Raw genomic sequence first — 6,671 nt, 5'->3', positions numbered from 1 at the left:
CTCCGATGGAACCCCCGCCGCCTGTGCCCCTTCTTGCGGGAGCGCCTTTACTGCATTTTCCCCGTTTGCGAATGCACCAGCCGCTCTGGCCGTATTCATCTGCATCTTGCCGCCTTTCATGCTTCCTTCGCCACGTCGGCATTCCTGCCGGCGCCTTTCATGTTTGCCATCCCCCGGCCGTGCCGAGCCATCGCCCGGTCCGGGATCTGGGTGCCCCGATCCCACCGGCCCCCTACCTCCGGTGCGATCCTTTTCCCAAACACAATTCGGTCCCGCCGATCCGGCATCATACCCGATCACGCGTTTCCGTCTGTGGCCGCGCCACTCGCTCTCCTCGTCGAGCGCGGGCGGGCATACTCCTCTCATCGGGCCATTTCCATGGCCGCAACCGGCGCAACCGATAGTCGCAAAAACACTCACCAGAATGCCGGGAGGCATCTGGGGCAAGCGTTGCCGGTTTGATGATTTTACGAAGCGGAGCCGCCTCGTCACAGGGAACGAACAACCACCGCTGCCTATACGAGACAGTCTTGTCGGCAGTCGTTTTCAGGCTGTGTCCGTGCCCCCTGTGGAAAGCATTTAGGCAGGATCAGCCACCAAGATCAATCACGAATTTTACGCAAAATTAAGGGGCGGGCGTTGACTCGGAAGACCGTTTTTGACTCGGAATCGCCCCCTCGGGGGAGAATCCGTTAGGAATCAATGGCTTTGTTTTCGGGTTGTTTTCGGGACGGTCGGAAAACGAAAAAAATAAAAATTCGCTTGACTCAAAATGCTGTCAAACTCCCGCAACGAAAGACCGGCAGAGGCACTGCAACCTCCCGCAAGTAACTGAATTTAAAGGATTTTTCCCGTCATTCTTTTGACACGATCAAGCCTTGCACGTTAACCATAGCAAGGTGCGAAAAGCAAAGAAAAAGCCCGGCGCAGGCGCCGGGCTTTTACTAATATTGCATAGCTCTCGAAAGGGCTGATCAGGCCGTCATCGCCTTCACGCGGCCGGCAAGGCGCGAAACCTTGCGGGAAGCCGTGTTGGAATGCAGCACGCCCCTGGTGGCAGCGCGCATCAGTTCCGGCTGGGCAGCCTTGAGGGCCGCAGCGGCGACAGCCTGGTCGCCGGAGGCGATGGCCTCTTCGACCTTGCGGATGAAGTTGCGGACGCGCGAGCGGCGCGACTTGTTGACTGCGGTGCGCGCGGCGATCTTGCGGGTCGCCTTCTTTGCCGAGGTTGTATTGGCCATGTATGTCTCTCTTCAGAAATCTGACACAAACCCCGCCCTCGCCGTGCCGGGTCACTGCGACCTGTCATCAAAGCAATTCGGGAGCAATATCGGAAAACCTCAGAATTCGGCTTTCCAAACTGTGGGCGGCGTATAGCCGGAAACCGCGGTGTCGTCAACGCGGATTCTGCAAGAAACGCCGTGCTAGAGCGTGGCGCGGTCCTTCGTATCCGCTTGTCACGCTCTAGCATCTTCGTTTTCGCATGTTGTTATCGCAAAACCGCTCCACACTTTTGCGCAACATGCGCCTGCCTCAGCGGTTGCGGAAGGCGGGCTTGCGCTTCTCGATGAAGGCCGCCATGCCCTCCTTCTGATCCTCGGTCGCAAAGAGCGCGTGGAACAGCCGGCGCTCGGCGCGCATGCCTTCCGACAGCACCGTCTCGTGGGCACGGACGACCGCCTCCTTCGCCATCATGGTGGCCGGCAGCGAGTAGCCGGCGATCTTCTCCGCTGCCGCCAGCGCCTCCTCCATCAGCTTTTCCGGCGTGACGACCCGGGCGACAAGGCCCGAGCGCTCGGCCTCGGCCGCATCCATCATGCGGCCGGTGAGCACGAGGTCCATGGCCTTGGCCTTGCCGACGGCGCGGGTCAGGCGCTGCGTGCCGCCCATGCCGGGAAGGATGCCGAGCGTGATTTCCGGCTGGCCGAACTTCGCCGTCTCGGAAGCGATGATGAAGTCGCACATCATGGCGAGCTCGCAGCCGCCGCCGAGCGCAAAGCCGCTGACGGCCGCGATCATCGGCTTGCGGAAGGCCGCGACCTCGTCCCAGCCGGCGGCAAGGTCCTCGACAACAGCCTCGGCGAAGCCGTAGGGCTGCATCTCCTTGATGTCCGCGCCGGCCGCGAAGGCCTTTTCGGAGCCCGTGACGACGACCGCGCCGATGCCGGCATCGGCCGCGAAGCCGGCAAGCACAGCCTTCAGCTCGTCGAGCAACTGGCGGTTCAGGGCGTTCAGCGCCTGCGGCCGGTTGAGCGTGACAAGGCCGACGCGCCCGCGCGTCTCCACCAGCAGGGTTTCATAGGCCATTCTTCTCTCTCCTCTGTTCTCTACTTCTGGCAGGCGGCGCAATAGAAGGTCGAGCGGCCGCCCTGCACGATGCGGCCGATCGTTCCCGTGCAGCCGGGCGTGCGGCAAGCCTCCTTCTCGCGGTCGTAGACGGAGAAGGAATGCTGGAAATAACCGAGCGAGCCGTCGGCGCGGATATGGTCGCGCAGCGTCGAGCCGCCGGCGGCGATGGCATCCGCGATCACCTCGCGGATCGCCCCGGTGAGCGTGACGAGCTCTTTCTTCGGCCTGCCCGCCGCCGTCACCAGCGTGCCGGCCAGGCGCTCGGGCGAAAGATGGGCGCGCCACAGCGCCTCGCAGACATAGATATTGCCGAGGCCGGCAATGTTCTTCTGGTCGAGGAGCGCCGCCTTCAGCGGCGTCTGGCGGCCGCGGAACTTTGCCGCGACGTAGTCGGCGTCGAGCATGTTGCCGGTCGGCTCGGCGCCGAGATCGCGGAAGAAGGCATGGCCGGCGATGTCCTCGCGGCGGGCGATATCCATGAAGCCGAAGCGGCGCGGGTCGTTGTAGACGACGCGGCGCTCGCCTTCCGCGGTCTCCAGGTGGAAGACGACGTGGTCGTGGCGCGGGTCCTTGCCGCGCGGCCTGTGGAAGTCGCCGGGCGTGTCGCCGGCATCCGCGCCCTCCACCCGGAAGGAGCCGGACATGCCGAGATGGGCTATCACCACGTCGCCGCCGTCGAGATCGATCAGGAGATACTTCGCGCGCCGGCCGAGGGAGACGACGCGCCGGCCCTCCAGCGCCCCGGAAAAGCCGGAGGGGAAGGGAAAGCGCAGGTCCGGGCGGCGCAGCTCCGCCCGGCGGATCAGCGCCCCCTCCATGACGGGCGCGAGGCCGCGCCTCACCGTCTCCACTTCCGGCAATTCCGGCATGTCGTTCTCCTTGAAGGGGATTTAACCTTTGGGCGCATTTGCCGCGCCCGGGCATTTCCCTCTCGGCAATCTATGTCCTATATACGCGGCGAAGCGTTCAGATAGCGCGCCAGACGGCAATTCGCTATGGTCTTTGCGGCAATCCGGCTGCGACAGACAGGCCCACGGAGACGACGATGACGGAACAGCGCACATCCGCAGACGGCGGGATGGAGACCTCCTACGGCTTCCGCGAGGTGCGGCAGGGCGAGAAGCAGGCGCTCGTCAACGACGTGTTCCACAAGGTCGCCAAGCGCTACGACATCATGAACGACGTCATGTCCGCGGGCCTTCACCGGGCCTGGAAGGACGCGATGATCGCCAGCCTCAACCCGCGCAGGGACCCGTCCTACAAGGTGCTGGACGTGGCCGGCGGCACGGGCGACATCGCCTTCCGCATCATCGAGGCCTCCGGCCGGCTGGCGCACGCCACCGTCCTCGACATCAACGGCTCGATGCTCTCCGTCGGCGCCGACCGGGCGGCCAGGAAGGGCCTTTCCGCCAATCTCGATTTCGTCGAGGCCAATGCCGAGGAACTGCCCTTCGAGGCGAACAGCTTCGACGCCTACACGATCGCCTTCGGCATCCGCAACGTGCCGCGCATCGATGTGGCGCTGTCGGAAGCCTACCGGGTCCTGAAGCGCGGCGGGCGCCTCCTCGTGCTGGAATTTTCCGAGGTGGAGATGCCGCTGCTCGACAGGTTCTACGACGCCTGGTCGTTCAAGGCGATCCCGCAGTTCGGCAAGATGATCACGGGCGATGCCGAGCCCTACCAGTATCTCGTGGAATCGATCCGCAAGTTCCCGGGCCAGGAGGACTTCGCCGCGATGATCCGCAAGGCCGGCTTCTCGCGCGTCACCTACACCAACTATACCGGCGGCATCGCAGCGCTGCATTCCGGCTGGAAGCTCTGAATGAGCGTCATCGGCGCCTATTTTCGCCTCGCCCGCGTGGGCTGGGTCCTCGTGCGCGAGGGCGTCGTCTCGGCGCTGCCGGCTGACGGCATGCCGCCGCTCGCCCGCACGGGCAAGGCCGTTGCCGGCCTCTTCGAGCGCCGCAAGGCCGCCCGCGTCGGGCGCGGCGATAACCTTGCCCGCGCCATCGAGCGCCTCGGCCCCTCCTATGTGAAGATGGGCCAGTTCCTGGCGACCCGTCCCGACGTCGTCGGCGCGGAGATCGCCGTCGAGCTTTCGGCGCTGCAGGACCGCATGGCGACCTTCCCGAAGGAGGCCGCGGTGGCGACGGTGGAAGGCTCGCTCGGCCGTCCGCTCGCAGACCTCTACGCCACATTCGGCGATCCGCTCGCCGCCGCCTCCATCGCGCAGGTCCATCCGGCCACCGTGCGCAAGGCCGATGGCGAGCAGCGCGTCGCCGTCAAGGTCATCCGCCCCGGCGTGCGCCAGCGCTTCGGCCACGACCTCGAGGCCATGTATGCGGCCGCGCGCCTGCAGGAGAAGATCCTGCCCAACACCCGCCGGCTGAAGCCGGTGGAGGTGACGCGCACGCTGGAGCAGACGACGAAGGTGGAGATGGACCTGCGGCTGGAGGCCGCCGCCCTTTCCGAGCTCGGCGAGAACACGAAGGACGATCCCGGCTTCCGCGTGCCGACGGTCGACTGGGAGCGCACCGGCCGCGACGTCGTCACCATGGAGTGGATCGACGGCGTCAAGATGTCGGACGTGGACGGCCTTCGCGCCGCCGGCCACGACCTCGACCGGCTCGCCGACACGCTGATCCAGTCGTTCCTGCGCCACACGCTGCGCGACGGCTTCTTCCATGCCGACATGCACCAGGGCAACCTCTTCGTCGATCCCGCGGGCGTCATCGTCGCGGTCGACATGGGCATCGTCGGGCGGCTCGGCAAGAAGGAACGCCGCTTCCTCGCCGAGATCCTCTACGGCTTCATCACGCGTGACTACCAGCGCGTGGCGGACGTGCATTTCGAGGCCGGCTACGTGCCTTCGCACCATGACACGGCGAGCTTCGCCCAGGCGATCCGCGCCATCGGCGAGCCGATCCACGGCCAGCCGGCCGAGACGATCTCCATGGCCAAGCTCCTCACCCTCCTCTTCGAGGTGACGGAGCTCTTCGACATGGAGACGCGCACCGAGCTCGTCATGCTGCAGAAAACCATGGTGGTGGTGGAGGGCGTCGCCCGCACGCTGAACCCGCGCTTCAACATGTGGAAGGCCTCGGAGGGCGTCGTCGGCGACTGGATCCGCGACAATCTCGGCCCCAAGCGCCTCCTCGCCGACCTGCGCGACGGCGCGCATGCCGCCCTCAGGCTGGCGGAAGCCGCCCCGGAGATCGCCGCCAAGGCGGAAAAGTTCTCGCAGGACCTCACCGCTATGGCCGAGAAGGGCCTTCGCTTCGACGCCGAGACGGCGGAAGCGATCGGCCGTTCCGAGGCGCGCCACAGCCGTTCGGGCCGCCTTGCGCTCTGGGTCATCGCGGCGGTGCTGGTCTACATCGCCTGGAAGCTCACCTGAGCTTGACCGGCGCCTTCCCGGCGCTAGTCTCCCCGTCATGACCGACACGCAGCCGAGCGACACCGAACCGCAAACCACCCTCGAACGGCTGCGCCGGCAATTGCGCGGGCTCTATTTCGGCCGCGACCGGCAGGCGATCCGCTTCCAGGTGGCGCTGCTGCTGGTCGATATCGCGATCCTCGCCTTCTTCATCACCGGGCCTTACCTGCGCGCGGGCTCGGCCTATGTGGCGGTCGATCTCGCCATCGCCGCCGTCATCGCCTTCGAGCTTGCCGCACGGGCACTGATCGCGCCGAACCTGCGCTACTGGCTGATGCGGCCGATGACCTGGGTGGACCTCGTCATCCTCGCCACGCTGCTCGTGCCGAGCCACCTGCACAATTTCGCGTTCCTCCGGGTGCTGCGCATCTGGGCGATCAGCCAGAGCAAGCTCGTTACCCTGATGCTCTACCGCACCGGCAACGGCGACAAGGAAGACATCATCGAGGCCTGCGCGAATTTCCTCGTCTTCCTCTTCCTCGTCACCGGCTTCGTCTACAGCAACTTCTTCTACGGCGCGGACGGCTTTGCCGGCTTCGTCGACGCGCTCTATTTCTCCGTCGCCACCGTCACAACCACCGGCTTCGGCGACATCATCCTGCCCGGAACGCTGGGCAAGCTCACCTCCATCGTCACCATGATCATCGGCATCTCGCTCTTCGTGCGCCTCGCGCAGGCGATCGTGCGGCCCTACAAGGTGACCTTCCCCTGCCCGCAATGCGGCCTGTCGCGCCACGAGGCGGACGCGGTGCATTGCAAGGCCTGCGGCCATGTGCTGAACATTCCCGACGAGGGCGCCTGAGCGCTTCTGCCCGAAACGGCTTGGAAAAGCCTTTTCAAAGGGATAGGAGGAAAGACCACCATGCGCCTCACGAGCCCGGGACCC

General features: G+C 65.5%; 6 protein-coding genes. 3 read left to right on the top strand and 3 right to left on the bottom strand.

From position 1 onward, the window contains the following. Positions 1 to 974: 974 nt before the first annotated feature. From rpsT to mutM, 3 genes are all read right to left on the bottom strand, one after another. Entirely contained in the window at positions 975 to 1,241 is a 267-nt protein-coding gene (gene rpsT / locus ACZ5TO_RS18340) for a 30S ribosomal protein S20 (protein ID WP_184145771.1), read from the bottom strand. Positions 1,242 to 1,533: 292 nt separating this feature from the next. After that, entirely contained in the window at positions 1,534 to 2,307 is a 774-nt protein-coding gene (locus ACZ5TO_RS18335; RefSeq protein ID WP_464799108.1) for an enoyl-CoA hydratase, read from the bottom strand. A 20-nt stretch (positions 2,308 to 2,327) separates the two neighbouring features. Further along, positions 2,328 to 3,218, bottom strand: a complete 891-nt coding sequence (mutM, locus tag ACZ5TO_RS18330; RefSeq protein WP_464799107.1) for a bifunctional DNA-formamidopyrimidine glycosylase/DNA-(apurinic or apyrimidinic site) lyase — start codon at positions 3,216 to 3,218, stop codon at positions 2,328 to 2,330. Between the two features lie 176 nt (positions 3,219 to 3,394). On the opposite strand from mutM, the gene ubiE reads away from it, so the two are divergent. From ubiE to ACZ5TO_RS18315, 3 genes are read left to right on the top strand one after another with little or no spacing between them, the layout of a single operon-like run. After that, positions 3,395 to 4,171, top strand: coding sequence for a bifunctional demethylmenaquinone methyltransferase/2-methoxy-6-polyprenyl-1,4-benzoquinol methylase UbiE (ubiE, locus tag ACZ5TO_RS18325; protein WP_464799106.1), 777 nt, complete (start codon positions 3,395 to 3,397; stop codon positions 4,169 to 4,171). After that, on the top strand, positions 4,172 to 5,746 hold the full coding sequence (gene ubiB / locus ACZ5TO_RS18320; protein ID WP_464799105.1) for a 2-polyprenylphenol 6-hydroxylase: 1,575 nt from the start codon (positions 4,172 to 4,174) through the stop codon (positions 5,744 to 5,746). It abuts the gene before it with no gap. A 37-nt stretch (positions 5,747 to 5,783) separates the two neighbouring features. After that, positions 5,784 to 6,587, top strand: coding sequence for an ion channel (locus ACZ5TO_RS18315; protein WP_464799104.1), 804 nt, complete (start codon positions 5,784 to 5,786; stop codon positions 6,585 to 6,587). Positions 6,588 to 6,671 lie beyond the last annotated feature (84 nt).

It is taken from the genome of Shinella sp. Sh6, assembly GCF_055392685.1.
The sequence above is the reverse complement of the archived record's forward strand: the minus strand, read 5'-3'. Positions and strand labels throughout refer to the sequence as shown.

Excerpts from the sequence above, each read along its gene's own strand:
- rpsT (WP_184145771.1), bottom strand. The coding sequence starts at position 1,241 with ATGGCCAATACAACCTCGGCAAAGAAGGCGACCCGCAAGATCGCCGCG.
- ACZ5TO_RS18335 (WP_464799108.1), bottom strand. The coding sequence starts at position 2,307 with ATGGCCTATGAAACCCTGCTGGTGGAGACGCGCGGGCGCGTCGGCCTT.
- mutM (WP_464799107.1), bottom strand. The coding sequence starts at position 3,218 with ATGCCGGAATTGCCGGAAGTGGAGACGGTGAGGCGCGGCCTCGCGCCC.
- ubiB (WP_464799105.1), top strand. The coding sequence starts at position 4,172 with ATGAGCGTCATCGGCGCCTATTTTCGCCTCGCCCGCGTGGGCTGGGTC.
- ACZ5TO_RS18315 (WP_464799104.1), top strand. The coding sequence starts at position 5,784 with ATGACCGACACGCAGCCGAGCGACACCGAACCGCAAACCACCCTCGAA.
- ubiE (WP_464799106.1), top strand. The coding sequence starts at position 3,395 with ATGACGGAACAGCGCACATCCGCAGACGGCGGGATGGAGACCTCCTAC.